Genomic DNA, 21,738 nt, shown 5'->3' with positions numbered 1-21,738 from the left:
AAAAGGGAATGCGCCTCGACGCGCCCACGTAGACTGTCATGATGCGGCTCGTAGCAAGCGATATTGACGGCACCATCCTCGGTCACGACGGCAAAATCAGTGACCGGACCATCAAGGCATTCCAAGCGTGCCGCGACGCAGGAGTCGAACTCGTCTTCGTCACGGGACGCCCGCCGCGCTGGCTGTACCCGCTGCAGGAGCAGTTGGGACACAGCGGAATCGTGATCTGTTCCAACGGGGCTGTGGTGTGGGATCTCGAGACCGAGAAGGCCGTTTCCTCGTGTGTCCTGGACGCTGAGTCCGTCTTTGAAGCCCGTCGGATCATCAAATCGCTCAGGCCTGACGCCCTTTTCGCTGTTGAGACCCTCACGGGTTTCCAGCTTGAACCGGGCTTCATCGAGAACGAAACCAGCGAGCTTCTCGCCGAGTTCACCCCCGCACCGCTGGCGGACACGCTCACGGCGGATGACGCCGTCGTTAAGTTCCTGGCGATTACCCGCAAAGGTACGCCGGACGAATTCCTGGCCGAAGTGCAGCCGGCCGTCGCCCACCTCGTGTCCACAACGCACTCAGCACCCCGGACTGCGATGCTGGAAATGTCCGTTCCGGGCATCAACAAGGCCGTCACGCTCGCTAAGTACGCCGGGTCGCTGGGGATCGACGCCGCTGATGTTGTGGCGTTCGGGGACATGCCGAACGACATCGAGATGCTCCGCTGGGCAGGACATGGATATGCGATGGCCAGCGGTCACCCGGAGGCCATTCTGGCGGCCGGCCAGCAGGCACCGCACTTCGACGACGACGGCGTGGCCCAGATTCTCGAGGCAAAGCTGACGGAGCAGCGGGTCTAGTTTCGGTCATGTCCGATTTCTGCCAGACATCCACCACGGTGGCTGGTGGAATGGACTCCATGAACCCGGAACAGAACCGAACCGCAGCCCACTTCAGGTCCCTCCACACCAGCCAAAAGCCCCTGGCGCTCAGCAACGCCTGGGACGTCGCCAGCGCCGTCATCACGGAGGCGGCAGGCGCACCCGCTGTAGCCACCACGAGCGCAGGAGTTGCCTGGTCGCTGGGTCTTCCCGACGGGGATCGGCTGGACAGGGAGCGTGCCGTGGCCGTCATCGCCAGCATCGTTAACGCGGTCAACGTGCCCGTGACGGCTGACATAGAGGGTGGTTACTCGGAGACGTTGGATGGAATTGCCAAGACAGTCGTCGAAGTTCTTGAGGCCGGTGCTGTCGGGATCAACATGGAAGATGGCTCCCGTGAACCCGCGGACTTCTGCGCACGGATCTCAGCTGCGCGGCAAGCCGCCGGCAATGCGGGCCGGGACTTGTTCATCAACGCACGCACCGATGTGTTCCTGGCCGGCGTTGGAACGTTGGATCAGCAAATCGCTGAGGTTCTTGCGCGGGCGGAAAAGTACGTGGAAGCGGGCGCCGACGGGATTTTCGTTCCGGGAGCATCCGACGCAGACACCGTTGCCGCTTTGACCGCTGGGATAGCTGTTCCGGTCAACATCATGGTGGGTCCGGGCTCGCTCAGCGTCAGCGACCTCGGAAGGCTCGGCGTCTCCAGGGTCAGCCTCGGCTCCAGCATTGCCCAAGCCGCCTATGCCGTGGCCCATCGCGCCGCTGAAGAGCTGAACACCGCCGGCACGTACGACGCCGTGAGTGAAGCCATCGACTACGGCTCCCTCAACGGGCTGTTCGCCACCTCGAACTGAACCTGAGGGGCCTCCGGCCGTCGAGGAGGTCCCTCACCAGCGTGGAATCCAGCAGCGCACTGCATCGCGGTACTGCCGGAATTCGGCACCAAACCGGTCTTCCAGGTCCGCTTCCTCCAGCGGCCGGACTGCGTAATTCCACAGGAGCGAGCCGAGAACCGCGTAGGCGACGACGAGCCATGACCCCAGCAGCAAGCCCACGGCGACCCCTTGAGATATGCCGGCGACCGCCATCGGATTGCGGACCCAGCGATACGGGCCGGCGATGACAAGGCGGTTGGGCATTGCAGACGGCAGCGGCGTGCCACTCCCGCGGGATGACATGGTTACGGCGGAAGCGACCCCAAGAGCGCTGGCAAGCAGCAGAATGGTGAGGCCAGCAGGCACAGCCATAGAGGGGAACGCCAAGGAAACCCCCCAGCGCTGTTCGAGCCAAACCAGGGCAAGGGGAAGCAGTCCAAGGAAGAAGCCCCAAAAGAGCGCCATCTGACCCAATGTTGCACCTACATGAGCTGCAGTGGTGCGGCGAGCCGATGCCGGACGGAACGCGAACGGTCCCCTCACGATCAACTCGGTAGGGACACGTCCCAGCATGACTAAGCAGACCGCTACGCCCGAACAGGCTGTGGCGGCAAGCATGATCAGGACACCCCAGCCTGCCTCGGTAGTGATTGTTGCGTAGCCGGCCAAGGCCACGGCAACGACTCCAGTCCAGCCGGCCGTCACGAGGGCTGCTGCCCTGACGCCAAATGCGGCGACGGCCGAGCCGACGACGAACAGGGGAACGTCGAAGACTGCCACGGCGATGGGGTCCAAGCTTCCGAGGGTGGCTGTGCGCACGGCGGGTGAAAGGAAAACCGCAATCCACCACGCGACCCCAGCCATAGCCTGCACCGCGAAGTAGGCCCGTCCCCACCTCTGCAGGTTGGTTCTGACAGGAGAAGCCGCCAGTTTCACGGGTGCCGAACACCCTCGCCGGCCAACAGCGCCCGATAGCCTTCCTTGAACGTGGGATAGCTGGGCTCGAATCCCGTCGCTCGGAGGCGTGCGTTGGAGCAGCGCTTGTCGCCGGGGCCGGCGTCGGACGCGCCGCCAGGTGCCGCCGTCGGGGGTTCCGGGCACTCAAGTTCCGCCGCTAGGAACCGTAGGACTTCACCCATTTCCGCCGCGTGGTCATCAACGCCGACGTAGACGGGATCCGGGTCCTGGACCATGGTGGTGAGGTGGACGATCATGGCCGCGGCGTCGTCCCTGTGGACGCGATTCGTGTGCCGGGGGTGGGCAGGAATGACCGCCTGGCCGCTACGGACTTGGTCGATCAGTCGGGTACGGCCCGGCCCGTAGATCCCGCCGAGCCGCAGCGAAATGGGCTGGGTCCCGGTTCCGCGCGTTCGTGCGAACAGCAAATCCTCTGCCTCCACCAGGACCTGGCCGCTGAAGCGCGTGGGTTCCGTGGGCGTCGACTCGTCCACCACGGCTCCGCCGGAATCCTTGTATACGGCCGTTGAGGAGACGAACAGTATCCGCCGCGGCTCGATGGACTGGCGTTCCAATGCGTCCACGACGTTCTTCACGCCGTTCACGTACGCAGCGCGATAGGCCTCTTCGGTGGAGGAATCGGCCGCAACAGCCACCACGACGATGTCCACGTCTGCGGGCAGTTCCGGCAGCTCAGTGGAGAGGTCCGCGTAGATCCCGCGGATCTTCGGAGGCAGCTTCCCGGGGGACCGACGCAGGCCCACAACTTCGTGGCCAGCTGCTGCGAAGCGGAGCCCGGCTTCTGTTCCAAGGTCGCCGCACCCGGCAATCAACACAGTCATGTCCCTAGTCTCGCAGTACCAGGCTGTCACCGACTTCCCAGCCTCCATACAACCGGCGTTCACGTTGCGACCGTAGGCTTCCAGCCAAGGACCCGTTCGCATCGTGTCTACCAGTCGGATTTGCAGGGGGAAATATGGCCAAGCGCAGGATCAACAACGTCAATACCGCGCCATTGCGGCGGATTGAGCCGGATCACCACTGGCGTTCACTTCGCCAGGGCGATCGCGTCAACGTCACGTTGACGCCGGGCTACGAATCGGCCGGTGTGGTGGACGCCGTTACCGGCGATGCCACCGCGGTTTGGGTGGAGCTCGACGGCGGTCGCGGCCGAACGCTGGTGCACGTCAGTGACGGCGTGGCGGTCGTTCCACAGCCGACGGCGGCCCTCCCGCAGGAGTCCTAGCCGCACCTTGGCAATGGGCTACGCTACGGGTGTGACGCTGCCGTATTTCCTCCGCAAGGACGGTTCAGTAGGCCCTTTGCCCTTCGCCCACAGGGGTTTCTCCCTGGATGGGCTGGAGAATTCCATGGCCGCGTTCAAAGCTGCAGTTGAACTCGGGACCGTGCACCTTGAAACGGATGTCCACACCACCTCGGATGGCGTGCTCCTGGTCTTCCACGATTCATCGCTGGACCGAGTCACTGATTCGGTGGGAGATATCGCATCTTTGACTGCCTCGGAAGTCGCACTGGCGCGGATTGGCGGCGTGGAGCCGGTGCCAACGTTTGATGAACTGGTTTCAGCGCTGCCCGGTGCCCGGCTGAACCTGGACGTCAAGGATTGGAACTCCGTGGGCCCCATGGCGGAGGCCATCGAGAAACACGGAATCCATGATCTCGTCTTGGTCACGAGCTTCTCGGACAGGCGACGCCGGGCGGTCCTGTCGCGACTCTCCCGCCGCGTTGCTTCCTCAGCCGGAAGCTCACTGACGGCGATCTTCGTCCTCCTTGGCCCCGTGCTGCCGGCACGTTTGGCACGCAAGCTGCTTGCCGGCGTCGACGTTTTCCAGGTTCCGGTCCGTTACGGCCGGCTGCCGGTGGTGACGCCGGGATTCATCCGCCGCGCTCATCGCTTGGGCAGGCAGGTGCATGTGTGGACCATCAACGATCCCGCAGAGATGGACCGGCTGCTGGACCTCGGCATCGACGGAGTCGTGTCGGACCGCGTGGACCTCCTCAAGGAAGTCCTGGTCCGCCGGGGCCAGTGGGTCTAAACCCCGCCGACATGCCATTTAATGACAGTCCCAGGCTGCAACATTGGGATTAACTGCCATCTCGGCGGGTCTCGATGGCTGCCGGACGGACTTGGCTCGCGCGGATCCTGTCGAGGTCAAACTTTGTGCCGCGTTCAAAGGTGAAGATGCCGTTCTTCTCTTGGAAGACGTCCGTCAGTTGGGTGTAGCAGTAGCCGAACATGTCCGGGTTATCCAGCAGGACTGAGCAGAGCCCGTCGAAGCGGGTGTAGAACTCTTCCTCCGAACTGACGCGCTGGCCATAGCCCCACGAGGAGGCGACGTCGGTCCCTTCCACGGCCTGACGGGCTTCGGCCTCGTTCCACCAGATGCCGCCGAACTCCGAGACGAAGTAGGGCTGGCCTGCGTAAGGGACCGAGTATTCCTCGCCATCTGCCTTGCGGTTGATGTAAGGCTTCCCGTCGGCCAGGCCTTGCTGCTCGATGGCGAAGCGGTCCGGGTCCTGCTCGTAGGAATGGGAATCGTAGATGTCCGTCTCCCGGATCCGGTGCGCGTAGCCGGAAGCATCGATGACTGGCCGGGTTGGATCGGCAAGTTTGGTGGCGAGGAACATGGCCTCCGTGACGTCGTCCAAGACCGTCAGGCGATCGTGCAGAATCTGGTGTGTCTCGTTGAGGGGGCACCAGCCGATGATGGATGGGTGGTTGAAGTCGCGCTTGAGCACTTCGAGCCACTGGGCTACGAAGCTCGCGGTCGGCTTCTGGTTGTGGCCGATGGTGCCGCCGCCGGAGACGCCCCAGTCGCCGAACTCGCCCCACACTAAGTACCCGAGCCGGTCTGCGTGATAGAGGAAGCGCTCCTCGAACACCTTCTGATGCAGACGGGCACCGTTGAATCCCGCAGCCATGGACAGTTCGATGTCCTTGATCAGTGCTGATTCGTCCGGGGAGGTCATGAGCGATTCCGGCCAGTAGCCCTGGTCCAGGACCAGCCGCTGGAAAACCGGCTTGCCGTTGATGCGGACCACTCTGCGGTCCAAGGCAATGGACCGGACTGCCGCATAGCTGCTGACCTGATCAACTATCCCGCCGGACCCGTCCCGCACGCTGACTTCAAGGTCGTAAAGGAACGGATCCTCAATGGACCAGGGGCGCAGGGCCTCGACAGGGATGCTCAGCCGAAGTGAGGGGGTGAGGTCCAGATCTGCCCGCGCAGACGCCTCAATTCGAGTCCCCGAGCAGTCAGTGAGCACCGCAGAAACCGTGTGTCCCGTCCGGTTCCGGCTGATAGGCACCTCCACAGTGATGCTTGAGTCCGCCAGGTTGGGAGTCATGCGGAGTCGTTTGATGTAGACCTCGGGCACGGCCTCCAGCCACACCGTCTGCCAAATTCCAGTAGTCCGGGTGTACTGGCAGTGGGTGTTGTTGTACCAGGTGGCCTGCTTGCCGCGGGCCTGCATCTCGTGCCGGGAATCCCGGGCACGCACCACGATCACCGCGTCGGCACCGGCCTCCACCACACCGCCCAAGTCCGCGGTAAATGGCGTGAACCCACCCCGGTGCCGGGCAACTTCAACCCCGTTTACCCACACCGTGGCGTCGTGGTCCACGGCGCCGAAGTGCAGCAGGACGCTGTTGCCCGCCCATTCCTGGGGAATGCTCAAGGTTCGGCGATACCAAACGGCTTCCATGAAATCCACGTGTTCAATCCCGGAAAGCGTCGATTCCGGCGCGAACGGAACCAGAATCTCGCCGGTGAGTTCGCGGGTGGTGAGGCCGCGCTCCACACCGGAATCACCGGCGTCGATCTCAAATCCCCAGGTTCCGTTGAGGTTCATCCACTTCTCGCGGATCAGTTGTGGGCGGGGGTGCTCGGGCTTGGGCATGGCGGAGGTCACATTTTGGCTCACACTCAAAAACCTAACGTGAGATGGGGTTGAGTACCACCAGCCGCCGCGCGAGGATAGGGGACGTGACCCGATTCCGTTTAGCCATCCTGGACGATTACCAGCAGGTCTCCGGCGACTACGCGCCGTGGGATTCATTGCTCGACGACGGCGTGAAAGTGAGCGTTTTCAGCGCGGCTTTCGTTTCGGAAGAGCAAGCGGTGGCCGCCTTGGAGCCGTTCGACATCATCGTGGCGATGCGCGAACGCACGCGTTTTCCACAGGACGTCCTTGAGTCGTTGCCCAACCTGAAGTTGTTGGTGACCACCGGCATGGCCAACGCAGCCATTGACCTTGAGGCCGCCTCCGAGCGGGGGATTGTGGTGTGCGGGACCAGTGGTTCGCCGGCTGCGGCACCGGAGCTGACGTGGGCGCTCCTGCTGGCGTTCGCAAGGAATCTGGTTGTGGAGGAGAACTCGCTTCGAGCGGGCGACTGGCAGACCGGCGTCGGGTTTGAACTGGAAGGCAAGACACTGGGAATCGTTGGCCTGGGCAAGATCGGCAAGCGAATCGCGGGCTATGCCAAGGCTTTCGGTATGGACGTCCTGGCCTGGAGCCAAAATCTCACTGCCGACGACGCCAAGGCAGCCGGCGTCCGGAAGGTCAGCAAAGAGGAGTTGTTCCGTGAGTCCGACGTCGTGACCCTGCACCTCCGCTTGTCCGAGCGGACGGAGGGGATCGTCGGTGCAAAAGAGTTGCGTCTTCTGGGCCCGGAGGGCGTGCTGGTCAACACCGCACGTGGACCTTTGGTGGACGAGGCCGCGCTGATCCAGGCTTTGGAAGAGGGATGGATCCGCGGCGCCGCGCTGGATGTGTTCGACGACGAACCCCTACCGGCCGGGCACGCGTTGCTGCATTCTTCGAGGACAGCGCTCTCGCCGCATATCGGGTACGTGACGCATGAGAGTTACCGGCAGTTCTATGGTGGAGCGTTCGAGGACGTGAAGGAGTGGCTGGGCGGGGCTCCTGTTCGGGTGCTCAGCACGTAAACCAACCGCTACATTACGTTCGGGCAAGCGCTTTCCGAGCGAAGCTGGCAAGATGGGTCCATGCGTATCCTCATCGCCCCTGACAAGTTCAAGGGATCCCTGACCGCCGCCGAAGCCGCGTCAGCCATGGCCGAAGGCGCCCTCCGTGTCTACCCGGATGCAGTGACCACCCAGTTCCCGGTTGCCGACGGTGGCGAAGGAACCCTGGATGCCGCGATCGCCGCGGGTTACGAAGAGCGGAACAACGCCGTTGTCGGCCCGATCCTCAAGCCTGTCGGAGCCTCCTGGGCGATCCGCAAAGATGCCTTTGGTGGAGCCAGCGCCGTCATTGAGACGGCCATGGCTTCCGGCCTTGCCCACATGGAACCCACCCCCGAGAATTCCCTCCGCGCCCACAGCTACGGCTGCGGCCAGCTGATCGCCGCCGCCCTCGATGCCGGGGCCACCGAGATTGTGCTCGGCTTGGGTGGCTCGGCAATGTCCGACGCCGGTAGCGGCGCCTTGCGTGCCCTCGGGCTCAAGCCCCTTGATGCGACCGGAAATGTGGTGCCGCTCGGTGGAGGTTCCCTCACCGATGTCGTCGCGTTGGATGTCTCCGAGCTGGATCCGCGGCTGTCGTCCGTGAAGTTCCGGATCGCCGTCGACGTCCAGAACCCGCTGTACGGTCCGGAGGGTGCCGCGCATGTTTTCGGTCCGCAAAAGGGTGCCGATGAGGACGCCGTTGAGAAGCTCGACGCCGCTCTCCGCAACTGGGCTTCGCTCCTTCGGGAAGCCACGGGCCGGGATGTGAACGTTCCGGGGGCTGGGGCGGCAGGCGGGTTCCCGGCGTCGTTCCTGGCTTTCACCGACGCTGCGCTGGAAGGTGGCTTCGCGCTGGTGGCCGGACTCACAGGCCTGGCTCAGCACCTGGGTGAGGCAGATCTGGTGATCACCGGCGAGGGCTCCATGGACGAGCAGTCACTTACTGGCAAGGCGCCGATCGCCCTGGCTGATGCCGCGAGCTTGCACGGAATTCCCGTGATCGCTGTCGCTGGACGCATCACGGTGACCCCTGAAGACCTCGCGAAGCACGGCATTGTCGCTGCTGCCCAGTTGCTGGACGTTGCTCAGCGCAAGGATGGCGTCCCGGACGTGTCCGACGCCGTCGCGAACGCCGCCAAATACCTTGCGTGGGCGACGAGTCAGGTGCTTGAGGGGGCGTAGTTACTGCCGGTAGCCCTCAACTTCGTTGACGCTTCGGGCTGAGGCGTCGTCCGGGTTCCCGCCGGCGTCCTTCTTGGCACGGCGTTGGCGCAGCAGGTCCCAGCATTGGTCGAGCTGGGCTTCCAGTTGGGCCAGGCGTCCTGTGTCATCCCCCGTTCCTGAGTTGGCGGAGTCGCGCAAGCGGTGCTCCTCTTCGACCAGCGATTGGATGCGTTCCAAGAGATCCTGGTTGTCCATGGGTGTCTCCTTTGGTGGGGGATTGCGGTTATTTCGAAAGTAGTCCTGTCGGTGCAGTGCGTCTACCAATGGCCAACGGCATACTTGGGACATGAAATTTACAACCACCATCGTTGGCGATGGCAACAAGGCCGGCATCGAAGTTCCCGACGAGATCGTTGACGGGCTTGGAGCCGGCAAACGGCCCCCTGTGGTGGTGACCATCAACGGTCAGAGCTACCGCAGCAGCATCGCCGTCATGGGCGGCAAGTACATGGTGGGCGTCAGCTCGGCCAACCGCGAACTTACGGGCGCTGCTGCAGGCGACACCGTCGAGGTGGGGCTTGAAGTGGACACCCAGCCGCGCGTTATTGAGGTGCCCGAGGACTTGGCCGCCGCGCTGGATGCCGAACCTGAGGCAAAGGCCTTCTACGGGACCCTGAACTACAGCAGCCAGCGGCGGTACGTGGAGCCGATCGCGGACGCCAAGACGGAGGAAACGCGTGCCCGGCGGATCGCGAAAGTGGTTGCCGACCTGAAAGCGGGCAAGAAATAGAATCCTGCAAGGAAGCCCTACTCAGGTTTATCCGTCAGCACACTCCGGCACGCAAGCTGCAACGCCAGCCGCGCTTCCGGATCCTCCAGATTGATGGCAATGAGCGACTGAATTCGCCTGATTCGATCACTGACCGTGTTGCGGTGCACATTGAGGATCGCAGCGGTTTCGGTCAGCGAAGACTCACAGTCCAGGAACGTGGTGAGGGTCTGCAGGAGTTCTGGCCCGGCTTTGAGGAGTGGTGCCAGGAGCTCCCGGGCGGCGGGACGGAACGTGTCGGTGCGGGTCCAGATCAGCAGCAGCTGGGCCATATCCAATCGGTCCACATGGACAAAGTAGCCGGAGTTCTCCCTTGCCCCGGCGATGCGGGCGGCGTCGTTGGCTTCCTCCAGCGAGCTGACGATCCCTTCCGGCTGCGCTTGCAGGCGGCCTACGCCGAATTGGGTGGCTATCGTAGCTGCGAGCTCCCGCTGGGCGCGGCGCAGCGCGCTGCTGACGCTGCTGACTTCCGCTGGCCCTGGCTTGGACGGGTAGCTGATCCACCCGGACCAGCCGTCTGACTGTTCAACCGTTGAAGCCTCGATCTTTTCGCGCAACAAGGCGCGGTCCAGATCCGGCTTTCGGGCTACCAGGTCCACCGGCTGGCGGGTGATCACCCGGAAAGCTATGTGAAAGCCGTCCAGAGTCCATCCCAACTCCAACGCCCGCGCCCTGAAAGACGGGGTGACATCTCCGGCGTTGTCGATGAGCTGACCCAGGAGGGCAATACGGTGTCGGGCGTCGCGCTCCCTCTCCAGGCGTTGACGGGACAGCAGCTCTGAAACGGCGATCGCCGCTACTTCCAAGGCTGCGAGGATGGCGGACCGCTCCTGATCCAGTGAGGGGCCGGGGAGGACCCTGAGCCGTGGACTGTTCTCCTGCTCCCTGTGGACCGACGCCAGGATTTCCACCGACGCAATCAGTGGTTCAGTAGGCTCCGGTGCAGGCCCAGGGCCCGGCGACTCAGCGGAAATCAGCTTCCCGGACGGATCCACCAGGGTCACCTCATGCCCGATCGCCACTCCGAGTCGCTGCAGCAAATGGCCCAGAGATCCGAACGGGAGCCGACACTCAGCCGCCACGCGGGAGATCAGCTGCCCCTGACGATGTGCGGCGCCGGACAGCAACTCCTGTGCAGCCATCCCGAACTGCCAGGTGTTGTGGACGGCCAACACCACCAGCCCCAAGCGTTTGGCGAGCCTTGTCACGTTGGGCGGCAACGCGCCGTCGTCGTTCTGCAGTTTTACCGCAAGGGCCACGACGCCGGCCGCGGACGCCAGTGCCAACAGCGCCTCCACGTCCCAAGAGACACCCGACGGCAACGGCTCAAGGGGTAACAGGATGCAGCCGCGGAGGGTGAGGGGGTCGCCGTCGAGGTTCCGCTGTTCGCGGACCTGGCGATTGACCTCGGCCAGGGTCCCCGTCAAGGCCACCAGCGACGAAACAGTTGCGATACCAGGTTCCCCGATGCTCTCCATCACGCCGGCCGGGAGGTGATTCGTGACGGACCACAGGGGGATCGGAGGGGTCATTCAGCTTCTCCGGTTCTCCTCGTTGGTTACCTTCCCATAATGCCACCGCCGCGCCGCCAACTGTCGTTGGGGACGCGGCGGCGGGGCGAACGTTCGACGGCGGTCAGCTGCGATAACGCTCGATGGACTCGGTGTGCTCTTCGCGCGTCCCGTCCCATCTGTGGGAAGGGACGCCGTACCCGAAGTACTCCGGTCCGGCCAATGCCAGGCCCTCGGTGGTGTGCCAGCGAGGGTCGCTGGGCGCAGTCAGGATGCACAACCGCTGCCCATAGCGCAGGTTCTCTGTTGTCACCGGTTCGGCGGATTCTGCGTCCACCACGATGATGAGGTCCGGCGTCGTTGTCACCACGGTTCCGTCCTTGGTGGCGAGCAAGTGTTCGTTCTGGAAATGCAGCGAGAGAACGGAGCCGGTGTCCGCGCCCATGCCCTCGATCATGGCCTGGCCCTTGGCGAACCCGCCGGTCGTCTGACGCTGCAGGTCCGTGACCTTGCCCAGATGAACAATGCGCCCCCTCAGCGTTTCCGCCAACACATCGCAGGGGTTGAGGTTGTTGTGTTGGGCGTTGGCAACGGCGTCTCCGATGGCGATGGCGAAGGACATGGAGCCGGCCACGAAGCTCTCACGGGCCTGTTCGCCGGTCATGGCATAGGTGCTGTTGAAGGCGTTGCATCCCATTTCGATGGAAGCCTGCCGGGCAAAGCGCTCAGCCCAGAACGAGTCGATCGCCTCGATGACGAGCGTGTTGCCCTTCTCATCAGCCAGGGCCATGGGAGTGGCATGGATGCCGTACAGCGGCGCCATTCCCATTTGTATTTCAGGGAAGGCCCGTCCGATCAGGTCACCATCGATCAGGGGAATCCCCAGCTGCGCTGCCGCCACGATTGGCAGCAGGGAGTTTGAACCGCCGATCTCCAGGCATGCGGTGTGGGTGGCGGTCCGGTTCAAGGACGCCGCCAGCTTCTGGATGGTCAGGTGCAGGTTTTCCACGGTGTCGAGCTTCTCCACGGCTACTGTGGGGGCGCCGATCGCCGCAATGGGAACGATGAAGGCATCGTCTGCCAGGTCCTCAACGGAAACGAGTTCCACGGGGCCGAACTCCTCGATGGCCTGTTTCGCCAGGAGGGCCCCAATATAGGGATCACCGCCGCCGCCCGTGCCAAGGATGGCTGCCCCGCGCGCCAGGGAATCAATATCGTCCACGGTGATCTTCTTCAGCTTGCGGCTGTGTGTCACTTCCAGGGTCATCTCATTTTCCTAACGTGAGGTTGCCGGCTGCCTTGACCCGAACGCGCATGGCGTTTCCGGGAAGGTAGGGGATGGGAATGGCTTCCTGCTCAACTATCGACACTGTGTCCGGGTTGGCACCGGCGGCAACGGCGCGGTCAACGGCCTCCTGCCGCGCGGATTCCATGGCGCGCTTCTGATCCCCGTCCGCAATGGAGGACACGCGGTCAACCTCCCCGCTGATCTGGGCGATGGCGGCTCCGTACGCGTTGGCGACATCGAAATTGCCGGGGCGGTGGATGGTGCCCAGGCCGTCCAGTTTGTCTGCCAGCAGGATGGATCCACCCCCGACGGCGACCACCGGAAGTTCAGCGGACGAGGTCCGGATCCGGTCGGCAATATCCGCGATGGTCCTGTCGATCTGTTCCAGGGCTGACCGGACCACGGCGTCACTGATGTGGCGGACCAAAGACGCGTCTCCGACGTCGGCCCTTCCGCTGCGGACGGCGATGTCCGTTGCCGTCAGGACAGACCCGCCAAAGACGAGCGACTCATCGGTGAGTCGGTAGCCCACCGAGTCCGGGCCCACGGTTCCCTGATCGGTCCGCACCCGGGACCCACCTCCGAGGCCTGCGGAGAGGACGTCCGGCATCCGGAAGTTGGTGCGGAGCCCTGCGAGCCGGACGTGGGTACTGGACTCGCGGGGGAAACCGTTCACAAGGACGCCGACGTCGGTGGTGGTGCCGCCGATGTCCACGATCAGGCAGTCGGAGTATCCGGAGAGCGCAGCCGCCCCACGCATGGAGTTGGTGGGACCTGAAGCGAACGTGGCTACGGGGTAGCGCCGCGTGTATTCAATGTCCATGAGCGTGCCGTCGTTCTGGCTGACGTACAGCGGTGCTGTGATGCCCTGCTCCAGCACAGCCTTGGCGAGGCCATCAACAATCCGGTTCGCCATTTCGGCGAGGGAAGCGTTGACGATGGTTGCGTTCTCCCGTTCAAGGAGGCCCACCCTGCCGATCTCGTGGGACAGGGATACGGGAAACTCCGGGCCCAGTTCTTCGCGGAGGATGGCTAGGGTGCGCTGCTCGAATTCGTCGTTGACGGGCGAGAAGACGCTGGACACCGCCACTGATCGGATGCCGTGTGCGGCAATATCGGCCGCGTGGCGCCTTATTTCGTCCGGGTCGAAGGGGCTGATGGGGCGGCCGTCGAATTCGTGGCCACCGTGGGCCATGTACGCGCGGCCACTGACGGCGTTGGTGAGGGTGTCTGGCCAATCCGTGAACGGTGGCAGGGAAGCGGTGGCGGGAAGTCCAAGTCGGATGGCGGCCGTTGGGCAGAGGTCCCGAGCTTCAATGAGGGCGTTGATGAAGTGCGTGGTCCCGATCATCACGCCGCGGATATCGTCCGGGCTGAAGCCGTTCAGTTCCTTGAGTGCGGTGAGTACTTGGGTGATGCCGCTGGTGACGTCCCTGGTGGTGGGGACCTTCGTGGAGGCGAGCACCTGCGCGCCATCCAGCAGCACGGCGTCTGTGTTGGTGCCGCCGACGTCAATGCCGATTCTCAGGCTACTCATGGTGCGGTTACCGATTCTTCCTTTGTGGTGGTTTCGCTTGTGGGTTGGTTGTCGCCGTAGGACCTCAGGAGGTTCAGCTTGCCGGCGACGATGTAGAGGATGAATGCCGCGGCGAGCGAGGTGAACGCCGGGAGTCCGAAGGTGACGAAGTATCCCAGTGCCGCAGAGATCGCCCAGATGACGAACGTGGCCGGGATCCAGTTGGGTGATTTGGCTGGTGGGAGTCCTGAATCGCGGCTTGCCTCCAACAGGGGCCGCCACTTCTTGACCACGAAATACTCGGCCATGATGATGCCGGCTACCGGCGGGAAGACGACGCCCAGCACCATGAGGATGTCGATGAACTTGTCCAGGATGCCGATCGCAGCGAGGACACTTCCGAAAACGCCGAGCAGCAGCGTGACGTGCCCACGGTTCAGGCGTTTGTTCATGGCGCTGTTGAAGAACGACACGACGCCGAGCCCAGCGCTGTAGAGGTTCCAGTCGTTGATCTTGGATGTGCCCAGGACAATGATCAAGATGCCCACCCAGCCCACGGAGGAGAAGATGATCTGGGTGACGTCTGCCGTTTTGACGGCGTGGGCCAGCAGGACGCCGATCATGCCGATGCTGTAGTTGCCGAGGGTCATTCCGACGACGGTCTGCTTGACGACGTCGCCGGCGCTCCTGTTGTACCTGGTCATGTCGGGCGTAATGACTGCTCCGAGCACGGCGCTTCCAGCAACGATGGTGGTAGCGGTAACGAAATCAAGGTGCGGGCCCGGAGGAGCATCGTTGATGAGTTGGCTGATGGAGTGGTTACTCAGCTCGGCCCAGGCCGCCCAAGCAATCAGGATCATGAACAGCGGCACCGTGATGTTGGCCAACCACTGCATTGATTCAAAGCCCCGGACCACGATCAGAGTGACCACAAGTCCAAAGACCAGCGACCAAGCCCATGTGGGAATTTCGGGGACGATTTGGTTCAGGCCAGCCCCTGAAATCCCTGACTGGATGCCGAACCAGCCGATGAGGCTGACGCAGATGGCCAATCCGAGGACCGATGCTCCGCCGCGGCCGAAGCCGGTCCAGCGGGCAAGCATGGATGTTGTGAGACCTTGGCGCATGCCGGCGATGCCGACGAAAATCATGAGTGCTTCGACGATCAATGCGCCTACTGTGAATGCCCAGAAGGCGTCCCAGAAGGTCATTCCGAAGCCAAAGGTTGCCCCGAGAAGAAACTGGCTCAGGTCAGAAGTCTGGCCAAAGCGTTGGACTGCGATGCCGAACCAGTGCTTCCGCTTCGTTGCGGGAACCCTGGTGATGGGGTAGTCATCGTGCCCTGTGTCGGAGGTGGACATGACATACATTCCTTTCGGGTGATTCACTTCACAGTATCTGTGGATCACTCGAGGGTCATTGGGCAATGTGCAGTGCTGGGTGGCTCTGGGTATGCGAAGTGCACAGAGGCCGGTTGCTCGGCTTCTAGTCCGCCTCGGCCGCCGAACCGGCCACCCGCCGTCGTGCGCTTTCGCGTGAGTCAACCATCTGCGCACCAGTCAGAACCCCGGAAAGTCCGCGCGACTTGGTGAGCGGGACCGCCACGAAGGACGGGGCGGCTCTGGTCGCGGGCTGCGCGGAGTTCGCGTCGTTGCGGCATGAACGAGTGGACGAGGGGTGCGATGAGTGCGCCGATCAAGGCGCCGAGGGTGTTGGTGATGAGATCGTCGACGTCGGCCAGGCGGTAGGCGCAGTCGTAGATGCCCCACGGAATGAACAGCACCACGTTGAACACAACCTGCAGCGTGGCGCGGCTCGTCAGCGTTCCGGTGACCCCGAGGCCTGACGTTTCACGTTGGATGTCGTCGAGGAACTGGAACGGAATGGCTTGGAACGTGCTTCCGCCGGGACCGCACTTCAACAGACTGGGGTCGGGAAGTGGAAGCAGCGTGTATGCCACCAAAGCCCATTCCCCATGATTCCCTTTCACTCGTTCTCTCCATGGTTTCAGGATGGGTGATTCAATTCCTCCGTCCGCGTGGTGATGTTGCTCGCGGAGTGCTGCTACCTGGGGTGGAACCTCGCGTAATGATTCAGCGCTGGCAGACACCTTGTTAAGGAGAGAAACGTGGCCTAGGGGGACAGCCAATGACACACCTGCCGTGCCGAAACGAGCACTGCCTGGAGGGGTGGATCTGGAAGCAACTGGGTGAGTTCCCTGATGGGCCATGCCCGGAGTGCTCGGTCTTGGACGAACATTCCGGGCCAGCCAGCCGGTCCACGCTGGTGGATTGGATTCGACGCGTCCTACGAAGGTGAGGCAGCCGAACTAGGCGCGTCCCGCCGTCGTGCGTTTAGTCTTTTCGCACGCTGTACGTGCTCACCACGTTGCCCTTGCTGGTGGCGTACTGGTCCTCCAACACGAGCCGATTCTGCGGGTCGCCGTCCTCGAAGAGCCGCCGACCGCTGCCGGCCACCACAGGGTGCGTCATGAGGGTCAGCTCATCGAGCACGCCCGCGAACAGCAGTTGCCGGACCAGGGAGATGCTGCCGCAGACGGCGATCTCGCCGCCGTCGCGGTTCTTCAGCTCGGTGACGAATTGCTCCACGTCACCCTTGATCAGGTGCGAGTTCTCCCATTCAAGCGGCTCGGTCAAAGTGCGGGATGCGACGAACTTCTCCACGGGATTGATGAAGGCCGCAAAGTCATCATCCTGTGAAGCATTCGGCCAATACCCGGCCCACTCCTGATAGCTGACACGACCCAAAACCACGGTGTCTACGGTGGTGATCATCTTGGTGAGTCCCTTACCGAGGTCGTCGTCGAAGCTGTCGAACTGGAACTTGAACGGGTCTTGGACCACGCCATCAACGGAGTGGAACAGGCCGGCGGTGACTTTGCGCATGGGTTCTCCTGTTAGGCGGCGCGACTGGTTGTTTGGAGATCGCGGGACGGCAGTGCGGTCACGTTATTGGTGCCGAGGCGGACGGGTACTTCGTAAAGCTCGGCGAACACTTGGAGTTCTTGAAGTGCATCCGCATCAACTGTCGCTTCCGTCAGATCCATCTGGACGTCCAGGCCGCCGCCCAAGCCCTTGGTTCTCTGGACCACCGGGTAGAGGCCTTGAAGGCTCGTTGCGGTCACGCGACCGGTCGCTGCGATCTGGATCTGTTCGCCGTCTACGTCGACGCGAACAACTACGGAGAGCTTGTCGCTGGGCAATGTGTTGCCTTTCATCAGGTTGCTGCCACGCTGCAGCGTCCCCCAGCGTATGTGCCTGATGTGACCTACGCAACATTGCGACGATGTGACTGAGGCGAGTGCCGCCGTCGTGCTTCATGTGAAGTACGACGGCGGCACTCGACTTTTCGCGCGACGCTGCGGTGGCCGCTAAGCGGTCTGGCCTGCGTGCTGGCCCTCGGAGATTTCCTCCACGAGCTTGCTGTTGAAGGCGGGCAGGTCGTCCGGGTTTCGGCTGGTGACCAGCCCCTGGTCGCACACTACTTCCTCGTCGGTCCAGTTGGCTCCTGCGTTCTTCAGGTCCGATTGGAGCGTGTGATACGAGGTGACGTTGCGGCCCTTGATCACGCCGGAATCGATGAAGATCCACGGTCCGTGGCAGATTGAGGCCACGGGTTTGTGTTGTTCGAAGAAGGCGCGCGTGAAGTCCTGCGCGTCCTTGTCCACGCGGAGGTTGTCCGCGTTCACGACGCCGCCAGGGAGAACCAGTGCGTCGAAATCGGACGCGCTGGCGTCGGCGACCGCGAGGTCGACGTCGAAGGTGTCACCCTTTTCCACGCCGTTGAACCCCTGGACTTTGCCCTTGGACGGAGCCACGAGTGTTGGCTCACCGCCAGCTTCCTTGACGGCGTGCCAGGGGCTGGTCAGCTCAACTTGCTCCACGCCGTCCGTCAGCAGAAATGCGACCTTCTTGCCTGCGATGTTGTGTTCTGACATTGTTCCTCCTCGTTGGGCAGCGGGGTGCCTTGTGGGCGTGAACCGCCGCTGTGAGAGTTGTTTGTCTGACCTGTCCAAGCCTAGGTAAGAGCGCTTTAGTAAGCAAGCTGACTATTTTCTCTCCTGCGTTGGATCGATTGCTTAACGATCGAATATCGATAGAATCAGGTTGTTGTTCGATAAAGGAGTTCCGATGGGTAAACTGACGATCCTCGCATTGCGGGTTGTGATCTCGATGGTGCTGGCCGGGTCACTATTCGTCCAGGTGTGGATGGTGCCGCTGCTTTCTACTGATCTTGTTGAGGCCGGCGCGCCCGACGGCCCGCGGATTGCGCTGCTGGTGATCATCGTTCTGGGGATCCTGTGCGTACAGGTGGTTGCAGTCTGCGTCTGGCGCTTGCTGACGATGGTGCGGCGCGGGACTGTGTTCTCGCATGGGGCGTTCCGGTTTGTGGACATCATCTTCGGCGCCGTATCTGCGGCTGCAATGCTGATGTTCGCGATTGCGGCGCTGCTGGCTCCGGGTGACATTGCTCCGGGTGTTGTCCTGCTGGTTTGCGGAGCGGCGTTGATGATCGGAGGCGTGGCGCTGCTTGTGCTGGTTCTGCGAACGCTGCTCGCCCAGGCTGTAGCGCGCGATGTTGAGGCTGCGGGTCTCAGGGCCGAGCTCGACGAGGTGATCTGATGCCAATCATCGTGGACATCGACGTCATGTTGGCCAAGCGCAAGATGCCCGTGGGTGTGCTTGCCGAACGCGTGGGGATCACTCCGGCCAACTTGGCTGTGCTTAAGAATGGGCGGGCGAAGGCGGTGAGATTTACTACCTTGGAAGCGCTGTGCGAGGTGCTTGAGTGCCAACCCGGCGACCTGCTGCGCTGGGAGGCTCAAGGGGAATAGTAGGCTGTGCTGAATGACGTGGGGGCGCCGGTTCCTCCCGCATTTCCGAAGGAATCGTCGAATGAAATTCTCCATGTCCAGCTGCTCAGGGCGACTTCAGGCCACAGCTGTACTGCTTGCTACCATCGTTCTCACCGCGTCGGGGGCAGTGTCGGCCACCGCGTCCGACGAACCGCCCGCAGCGCAGAACGACCACGCCATGGGATCGACACTTCGTGATCATGAAAGCGCAGACCAGAAGGTGTTCTCCATTCAGTCCACAGAGTCCGCTCTAGCAGTGCCGGCCGGCGTTCGCGGCATGGACGTCAGCAGCCATCAGGGCGTGGTGGATTGGACCAAGGCAGCGGCTAGCGGCGCCAAATTTGCGTACGTGAAGGCCAGCGAGGGGACCGCCTACCGCAATCCCTATTTCCAGGCGCAATACTCGGGGGCCGCTTCTGCCGGCATGCTGCACGGCGCCTATCATTTCGCCCTCCCCAATGCGTCGTCCGGTGCAGCCCAAGCCAACTACTTCCTCCAGAGTGGCGCAGCGTGGACACCGGATGGGAAAACACTGCCTGCCCTGCTGGACCTGGAATACAGCCCCTAGGGCGACGGCGCCTGCTATGGAATGACCCCGGGGCAGATGATTTCGTGGATTTCCGACTTCGCCACCACCATCCTGTCCCGAACCGGACGCCTGCCTGCCATCTACACCACCACCGACTGGTGGAACGCGTGCACAGGTAAGGCCGATGGCTTCGGGAACCATTCACTGCACATCGCGAGGTGGGCATCGACGCCCGGAGCGCTGCCGGCCGGTTGGAAAAACTACACCTTGTGGCAGCACGCCGAGTCGGGCGTGTTCCCGGGGGACCAGAATGTCTTCAGGGGCTCGCTCACCGAGTTGACCGCCTTCGCCAAGAATCCGGGGCCCATCTTCTCTGATATCTCCGGCGGCCAATTCACTGCCGAAGTCAACTGGCTCGGGTCCCGTGGCATTTCCACTGGATGGACCGAGGCCAACGGGGCCAGGACTTACCGGCCCTTGGCCCCTGTTGCTCGTGATGCCATGGCCGCGTTCATGTACCGTTTGGCCGGTTCGCCCGCCTTCACCCCTCCCGCAAAGTCGCCGTTTGCCGATGTTGCCACGGATAACCCGTTCTACAAGCAGATCACCTGGCTCGCGAGCAAGGGCATCAGTACCGGGTGGACCGAGGCCAATGGGACCAAGACGTACCGGCCGCTTGAGCCGGTAGCCCGTGATGCCATGGCCGCGTTTATGTATCGGCTTGCCGGTTCGCCCGCTTTCACCGCACCTGCGAAGTCGCCGTTTGCGGATGTTGCCACGAATAACCCCTTCTACAAGCAGATCACGTGGCTTGCGAGCAGCGGCATCAGCACTGGTTGGACCGAGGCGAATGGGACCAAGACGTATCGGTCGCTTGAGCCGGTTGCCCGTGATGCGATGGCCGCGTTTATGAGCCGTTTCGACACCAAGTTCGGGAGCTAGCGAGGGCCCAGGCGGCGGAGTCATCGCCGCCCATCCCAAGGATTCCAAATCGCGTACAATAAGAAGCGATTGGGAGGTCTTCCATGCAACTTCACAACCCCTTGAGAGCGATCTGCCCGACTCTCGAGGCCGATGTCCTCATGGCGTTGGTAGATGGTCAGCGGACCACGCCTGGCCAATTGATCCGTGAGCGGGGGATTCAGGCCTCGGTTTCAGGTGCCCGGCGTTGCTTGGAGCGTCTGGAGGCGAACGGGATTGTTATAGCACTGCGGGTGGGCAACCGGACCGAGTACGCTCTGAACCCGCGCCATATGCTTGCCGCAGTTGTCGCCGAAGCGTCTCGAGGGACTGAACGATTCATAGAATTCCTGTTACGTGCAATATCCGACTGGCCCGAGCAGCCCCTGCAGGTAACACTCTTCGGTTCAGCCGCCCGGCGGGAGATGCGCAGCGACTCGGATATCGACTTGCTATTCGTCATCCCTGACGGAGCCAGCGACGAGCTCTACGAATTAATCGGCGACTTGGCCGTTGACGCTTACAGTCTCACGGGTAACGACGTTCGGCCGATGATCTACGAAGCTTCCGAAGTTCGGAGCGCCCCAATTTTTGATTCCATCACGAGCGAAGGGAATCACGTCGCCGGGGACCGTAGCTGGCTTTCGCGCCATCTTCGTAGTTTGGAAGCAGCCTAGTGACAGCGCGCACGGATGCGCATGCCAGGCTTGAAGATGCCAGAGTCTTCCTCGAAGCGGCAGAAACGATCAACACGCTCAACGCCGAAGAGCCTTATGCGGATGTCATTGCAACCTTGGCCGTCCATGCAGGAATTGCTGCTTCCGATGCGTTCTGCATGCTTGAGCTGGGCCGGCACTCAAAGTCTGAAAACCACGCGGACGCCGTGAAGACCTTGAAGGAGGCTGGGGGTGACAATGCCATCCTGGCACGCCTCCTTGGAGAGAAGACGAAGGCTGGATACAACGTTTCGAGCCTTACGCGGGCCAAGTCGACTAAGTGCATCGAGTGGGCTTCGAAGTTAGTGTCGGCTGCTGAAGCCAAATACATGTAGCCGTGACTCAGGCTGACGTGATGAAAACCCCAGCCTGAACTCCCTCGGTCAGCGACCCAACCATGGACACGTTGAGCATTTCCTCCATGCTCGTCGCCGGTGGGCGGGGAGGTGACCTGCAGGTCATGGAGTGGCTTCTCCCACCATCCGGCCCTAACCTGTACTCCGCTGCTGCGTCCACGCCCGGTCTCGTTGCTGCCCGGATTCCGAAGGAAGAGTGAAAGTACATCACCGAAGTCCCCCTCGCTGGTTCGGGCGGCTGGGACGAGGGGGGTCAGGACAAGATTCGGCAAGGCCTCATGGCGGCCGACGCAGA

Annotated in this window: 24 protein-coding genes and 2 pseudogenes; 14 read left to right on the top strand and 12 right to left on the bottom strand. The window is 62.7% G+C overall.

Features of this window, described 5'->3' with window-relative positions:
• The first annotated feature begins 41 nt into the window (after window positions 1–41).
• Window positions 42–851 (top strand): HAD family hydrolase, encoded by an 810-nt coding sequence (locus GVL04_RS04485; protein ID WP_200846753.1) that lies wholly within the window; start codon window positions 42–44, stop codon window positions 849–851.
• Window positions 852–859: 8 nt separating this feature from the next.
• On the top strand, window positions 860–1,729 hold the full coding sequence (locus tag GVL04_RS04480) for an isocitrate lyase/phosphoenolpyruvate mutase family protein (protein WP_235036158.1): 870 nt from the start codon (window positions 860–862) through the stop codon (window positions 1,727–1,729).
• A 33-nt stretch (window positions 1,730–1,762) separates the two neighbouring features.
• Here the strand turns inward: GVL04_RS04480 and GVL04_RS04475 are convergent, their stop codons facing one another.
• Window positions 1,763–2,614, bottom strand: coding sequence for an isoprenylcysteine carboxylmethyltransferase family protein (locus GVL04_RS04475; RefSeq protein ID WP_159700180.1), 852 nt, complete (start codon window positions 2,612–2,614; stop codon window positions 1,763–1,765).
• 68 nt (window positions 2,615–2,682) lie between these two features.
• Entirely contained in the window at window positions 2,683–3,597 is a 915-nt protein-coding gene (locus GVL04_RS04470; RefSeq protein ID WP_159700626.1) for an NAD-dependent epimerase/dehydratase family protein, read from the bottom strand.
• A gap of 86 nt (window positions 3,598–3,683) precedes the next feature.
• Between GVL04_RS04470 and GVL04_RS04465 the strand changes: the two genes are divergently transcribed.
• Together GVL04_RS04465 and GVL04_RS04460 are read left to right on the top strand one after the other, a co-directional pair.
• The gene (locus GVL04_RS04465; protein WP_159700177.1) at window positions 3,684–3,953 is read left to right on the top strand and encodes a hypothetical protein; all 270 of its coding nucleotides are present in this window, start codon (window positions 3,684–3,686) and stop codon (window positions 3,951–3,953) included.
• A gap of 13 nt (window positions 3,954–3,966) precedes the next feature.
• A complete protein-coding gene (locus tag GVL04_RS04460) occupies window positions 3,967–4,764 on the top strand; it encodes a glycerophosphodiester phosphodiesterase (RefSeq protein WP_159700174.1) in 798 nt (265 codons plus the stop codon).
• A gap of 49 nt (window positions 4,765–4,813) precedes the next feature.
• On the opposite strand, the gene GVL04_RS04455 is transcribed toward GVL04_RS04460, so the two are convergent.
• Window positions 4,814–6,640 (bottom strand): glycoside hydrolase family 2 protein, encoded by a 1,827-nt coding sequence (locus GVL04_RS04455; protein ID WP_159700623.1) that lies wholly within the window; start codon window positions 6,638–6,640, stop codon window positions 4,814–4,816.
• A gap of 74 nt (window positions 6,641–6,714) precedes the next feature.
• Here GVL04_RS04455 and GVL04_RS04450 point away from each other — a divergent pair, with 74 nt between their 5' ends.
• Entirely contained in the window at window positions 6,715–7,677 is a 963-nt protein-coding gene (locus tag GVL04_RS04450) for a D-2-hydroxyacid dehydrogenase family protein (protein ID WP_235036156.1), read from the top strand.
• A gap of 60 nt (window positions 7,678–7,737) precedes the next feature.
• Entirely contained in the window at window positions 7,738–8,880 is a 1,143-nt protein-coding gene (locus GVL04_RS04445; RefSeq protein WP_159700168.1) for a glycerate kinase, read from the top strand.
• Here the strand turns inward: GVL04_RS04445 and GVL04_RS04440 are convergent, their stop codons facing one another.
• Window positions 8,881–9,117, bottom strand: coding sequence for a DUF2630 family protein (locus GVL04_RS04440; protein ID WP_159700165.1), 237 nt, complete (start codon window positions 9,115–9,117; stop codon window positions 8,881–8,883).
• A gap of 91 nt (window positions 9,118–9,208) precedes the next feature.
• Here GVL04_RS04440 and GVL04_RS04435 point away from each other — a divergent pair, with 91 nt between their 5' ends.
• Window positions 9,209–9,652, top strand: coding sequence for a YdeI/OmpD-associated family protein (locus GVL04_RS04435; RefSeq protein WP_159700163.1), 444 nt, complete (start codon window positions 9,209–9,211; stop codon window positions 9,650–9,652).
• A 17-nt stretch (window positions 9,653–9,669) separates the two neighbouring features.
• On the opposite strand, the gene GVL04_RS04430 is transcribed toward GVL04_RS04435, so the two are convergent.
• The 8 genes from GVL04_RS04430 to GVL04_RS04395 form a co-directional block, all read right to left on the bottom strand.
• Window positions 9,670–11,223, bottom strand: coding sequence for a CdaR family transcriptional regulator (locus GVL04_RS04430; protein WP_159700160.1), 1,554 nt, complete (start codon window positions 11,221–11,223; stop codon window positions 9,670–9,672).
• 103 nt (window positions 11,224–11,326) lie between these two features.
• Window positions 11,327–12,469 (bottom strand): DUF917 domain-containing protein, encoded by a 1,143-nt coding sequence (locus GVL04_RS04425; protein ID WP_159700157.1) that lies wholly within the window; start codon window positions 12,467–12,469, stop codon window positions 11,327–11,329.
• A gap of 1 nt (window position 12,470) precedes the next feature.
• Entirely contained in the window at window positions 12,471–14,018 is a 1,548-nt protein-coding gene (locus GVL04_RS04420) for a hydantoinase/oxoprolinase N-terminal domain-containing protein (protein ID WP_159700620.1), read from the bottom strand.
• A gap of 5 nt (window positions 14,019–14,023) precedes the next feature.
• Window positions 14,024–15,367, bottom strand: a complete 1,344-nt coding sequence (locus GVL04_RS04415) for a cytosine permease (RefSeq protein WP_159700154.1) — start codon at window positions 15,365–15,367, stop codon at window positions 14,024–14,026.
• Window positions 15,368–15,546: 179 nt separating this feature from the next.
• Window positions 15,547–15,996, bottom strand: a complete 450-nt coding sequence (locus GVL04_RS04410; protein ID WP_159700151.1) for a VanZ family protein — start codon at window positions 15,994–15,996, stop codon at window positions 15,547–15,549.
• 364 nt (window positions 15,997–16,360) lie between these two features.
• Window positions 16,361–16,912 carry a dihydrofolate reductase family protein gene (locus GVL04_RS04405; RefSeq protein WP_159700148.1) on the bottom strand — a complete coding sequence of 184 codons (552 nt, stop codon included), beginning with the start codon at window positions 16,910–16,912 and terminating at the stop codon, window positions 16,361–16,363.
• A gap of 11 nt (window positions 16,913–16,923) precedes the next feature.
• The gene (locus GVL04_RS04400; protein WP_159700145.1) at window positions 16,924–17,244 is read right to left on the bottom strand and encodes a hypothetical protein; all 321 of its coding nucleotides are present in this window, start codon (window positions 17,242–17,244) and stop codon (window positions 16,924–16,926) included.
• A gap of 153 nt (window positions 17,245–17,397) precedes the next feature.
• The gene (locus tag GVL04_RS04395) at window positions 17,398–17,964 is read right to left on the bottom strand and encodes a type 1 glutamine amidotransferase domain-containing protein (RefSeq protein WP_159700142.1); all 567 of its coding nucleotides are present in this window, start codon (window positions 17,962–17,964) and stop codon (window positions 17,398–17,400) included.
• 193 nt (window positions 17,965–18,157) lie between these two features.
• On the opposite strand from GVL04_RS04395, the gene GVL04_RS04390 reads away from it, so the two are divergent.
• From GVL04_RS04390 to GVL04_RS04365, 7 genes and pseudogenes are all read left to right on the top strand, one after another.
• A complete protein-coding gene (locus tag GVL04_RS04390) occupies window positions 18,158–18,649 on the top strand; it encodes a DUF2975 domain-containing protein (protein WP_159700139.1) in 492 nt (163 codons plus the stop codon).
• Window positions 18,649–18,861, top strand: a complete 213-nt coding sequence (locus tag GVL04_RS04385) for a helix-turn-helix transcriptional regulator (RefSeq protein WP_159700136.1) — start codon at window positions 18,649–18,651, stop codon at window positions 18,859–18,861. Before GVL04_RS04390 ends, GVL04_RS04385 begins: the two co-directional genes overlap by 1 nt.
• A gap of 13 nt (window positions 18,862–18,874) precedes the next feature.
• A pseudogene (locus tag GVL04_RS24620) lies at window positions 18,875–19,702 on the top strand (lysozyme); the annotation flags it as partial.
• Window positions 19,703–19,780: 78 nt separating this feature from the next.
• Window positions 19,781–20,353 (top strand): annotated as a pseudogene (locus GVL04_RS24615) (lysozyme); the annotation flags it as partial.
• 83 nt (window positions 20,354–20,436) lie between these two features.
• Entirely contained in the window at window positions 20,437–21,048 is a 612-nt protein-coding gene (locus GVL04_RS04375) for a nucleotidyltransferase domain-containing protein (protein ID WP_159700133.1), read from the top strand.
• Window positions 21,048–21,422 carry a hypothetical protein gene (locus GVL04_RS04370; RefSeq protein ID WP_159700131.1) on the top strand — a complete coding sequence of 125 codons (375 nt, stop codon included), beginning with the start codon at window positions 21,048–21,050 and terminating at the stop codon, window positions 21,420–21,422. The genes GVL04_RS04375 and GVL04_RS04370 overlap by 1 nt, the downstream gene beginning before the upstream one ends.
• A 62-nt stretch (window positions 21,423–21,484) precedes the next feature.
• On the top strand, window positions 21,485–21,643 hold the full coding sequence (locus GVL04_RS04365) for a hypothetical protein (protein WP_159700128.1): 159 nt from the start codon (window positions 21,485–21,487) through the stop codon (window positions 21,641–21,643).
• Window positions 21,644–21,738 lie beyond the last annotated feature (95 nt).

This window comes from Arthrobacter sp. 18067, from assembly GCF_902706295.1.
Classification (GTDB): domain Bacteria; phylum Actinomycetota; class Actinomycetes; order Actinomycetales; family Micrococcaceae; genus Arthrobacter.
This window is presented reverse-complemented; position numbering and strand designations above follow the sequence as displayed.

Bases quoted from the DNA above. Each gene is read 5' to 3' on its own strand.
- GVL04_RS04460 (WP_159700174.1), top strand. From the start codon at position 3,967: ATGGGCTACGCTACGGGTGTGACGCTGCCGTATTTCCTCCGCAAGGAC.
- GVL04_RS04395 (WP_159700142.1), bottom strand. From the start codon at position 17,964: ATGTCAGAACACAACATCGCAGGCAAGAAGGTCGCATTTCTGCTGACG.
- GVL04_RS04440 (WP_159700165.1), bottom strand. From the start codon at position 9,117: ATGGACAACCAGGATCTCTTGGAACGCATCCAATCGCTGGTCGAAGAG.
- GVL04_RS04425 (WP_159700157.1), bottom strand. From the start codon at position 12,469: ATGACCCTGGAAGTGACACACAGCCGCAAGCTGAAGAAGATCACCGTG.
- GVL04_RS04475 (WP_159700180.1), bottom strand. From the start codon at position 2,614: ATGGCTGGGGTCGCGTGGTGGATTGCGGTTTTCCTTTCACCCGCCGTG.
- GVL04_RS04445 (WP_159700168.1), top strand. From the start codon at position 7,738: ATGCGTATCCTCATCGCCCCTGACAAGTTCAAGGGATCCCTGACCGCC.
- GVL04_RS04365 (WP_159700128.1), top strand. From the start codon at position 21,485: ATGGACACGTTGAGCATTTCCTCCATGCTCGTCGCCGGTGGGCGGGGA.
- GVL04_RS04430 (WP_159700160.1), bottom strand. From the start codon at position 11,223: ATGACCCCTCCGATCCCCCTGTGGTCCGTCACGAATCACCTCCCGGCC.
- GVL04_RS04465 (WP_159700177.1), top strand. From the start codon at position 3,684: ATGGCCAAGCGCAGGATCAACAACGTCAATACCGCGCCATTGCGGCGG.
- GVL04_RS04400 (WP_159700145.1), bottom strand. From the start codon at position 17,244: ATGAAAGGCAACACATTGCCCAGCGACAAGCTCTCCGTAGTTGTTCGC.
- GVL04_RS04480 (WP_235036158.1), top strand. From the start codon at position 860: ATGTCCGATTTCTGCCAGACATCCACCACGGTGGCTGGTGGAATGGAC.
- GVL04_RS04470 (WP_159700626.1), bottom strand. From the start codon at position 3,597: ATGGAGGCTGGGAAGTCGGTGACAGCCTGGTACTGCGAGACTAGGGAC.
- GVL04_RS04485 (WP_200846753.1), top strand. From the start codon at position 42: ATGCGGCTCGTAGCAAGCGATATTGACGGCACCATCCTCGGTCACGAC.
- GVL04_RS04405 (WP_159700148.1), bottom strand. From the start codon at position 16,912: ATGCGCAAAGTCACCGCCGGCCTGTTCCACTCCGTTGATGGCGTGGTC.
- GVL04_RS04390 (WP_159700139.1), top strand. From the start codon at position 18,158: ATGGGTAAACTGACGATCCTCGCATTGCGGGTTGTGATCTCGATGGTG.
- GVL04_RS04375 (WP_159700133.1), top strand. From the start codon at position 20,437: ATGCAACTTCACAACCCCTTGAGAGCGATCTGCCCGACTCTCGAGGCC.
- GVL04_RS04435 (WP_159700163.1), top strand. From the start codon at position 9,209: ATGAAATTTACAACCACCATCGTTGGCGATGGCAACAAGGCCGGCATC.
- GVL04_RS04415 (WP_159700154.1), bottom strand. From the start codon at position 15,367: ATGTCCACCTCCGACACAGGGCACGATGACTACCCCATCACCAGGGTT.
- GVL04_RS04385 (WP_159700136.1), top strand. From the start codon at position 18,649: ATGCCAATCATCGTGGACATCGACGTCATGTTGGCCAAGCGCAAGATG.